Raw genomic sequence first — 1295 nt, 5'->3', positions numbered from 1 at the left:
CCTACCCGCCGTCGCCGGAGTTCGTCGCCCAGGCCAACGCCGACGCCTCGCTCTACGACCGCGCCGACGCCGACCGGCTGGAATTCTGGGCCGAGCAGGCCCGCCGCCTGCACTGGCACACCCCGTTCACCGAAATCCTCGACTGGACCGACGCCCCCGTCGCCCGCTGGTTCGCCGACGGCGAACTCAACATCGCCTACAACTGCCTCGACCGCCACGTCCTGGCCGGCCACGGCGACCAGGTCGCCATCCACTGGGAAGGCGAACCCGGCGACACCCGCACCCTCACCTACCGCGACCTGCTCACCGAAGTCAGCCGCGCCGCGAACTACCTCACCGAACTCGGCCTGGTGGCCGGTGACCGCGTCGCCATCTACATGCCGATGATCCCCGAAGCCATCATCGCCATGCTCGCCTGCGCCCGCCTCGGCCTGACCCACTCGGTCGTCTTCGCCGGCTTCTCCCCCGCCGCCCTGCGCCAACGCGCCGACGACGCCCGAGCGCGCCTGATCATCACCACCGACGGCCAATACCGCCGCGGCGCCCCCGCCCCACTCAAAGCAGCCGTGGACGAGGCACTCACCGGACCCGGCCACACCGTCGAACACGTCCTCGTCGTCGCCCGCACCGGCATCGACACCCCCTGGACCGAAGGCCGCGACCTGTGGTGGCACGACACCGTCGCCCACGCCTCCGACGACCACCAAGCCCAACCCTTCCCCGCCGAACACCCCCTGTTCATCCTCTACACCTCCGGCACCACCGGAAAACCCAAAGGCATCCTCCACACCAGCGGCGGCTACCTCACCCAAACCGCCTACACCCACCACTACGTCTTCGACCACAAACCCGGCCACGACATCTACTGGTGCACCGCCGACATCGGCTGGATCACCGGCCACTCCTACATCGTCTACGGCCCCCTGGCCAACCGCACCACCCAAATCGTCTACGAAGGCACCCCCAACTCCCCCACCGAACACCGCCACTTCGAAATCATCGAAAAATACGGCGTCACCACCTACTACACCGCCCCCACCCTCATCCGCACCTTCATGAAATGGGGCGCCCACATCCCCGACAGCCACGACCTGTCGAGCCTGCGACTGCTCGGCTCCGTCGGCGAACCCATCAACCCCGAAGCCTGGCGCTGGTACCGCCACACCCTCGGCGCCGACCACACCCCCATCGTCGACACCTGGTGGCAAACCGAAACCGGCGCCATCATGATCTCCCCCCTACCCGGCGCCACCGCCACCAAACCCGGCGCCGCCATGACCCCACTCCCCGGCATC

1 protein-coding gene is annotated in these 1295 nt (G+C 68.4%); it reads left to right on the top strand.

The window, feature by feature from the left end; all coding sequences use genetic code 11:
* Window positions 1-1295 (top strand): acetate--CoA ligase (locus tag ON26_RS01290; RefSeq protein ID WP_040794076.1); only part of this gene is annotated, 1295 nt, incomplete at both ends.

Origin of the sequence: Nocardia higoensis NBRC 100133, from assembly GCF_000308595.1 — a bacterium.
Taxonomy (GTDB): domain Bacteria; phylum Actinomycetota; class Actinomycetes; order Mycobacteriales; family Mycobacteriaceae; genus Nocardia; species Nocardia higoensis.
The sequence above is the reverse complement of the archived record's forward strand: the minus strand, read 5'-3'. Positions and strand labels throughout refer to the sequence as shown.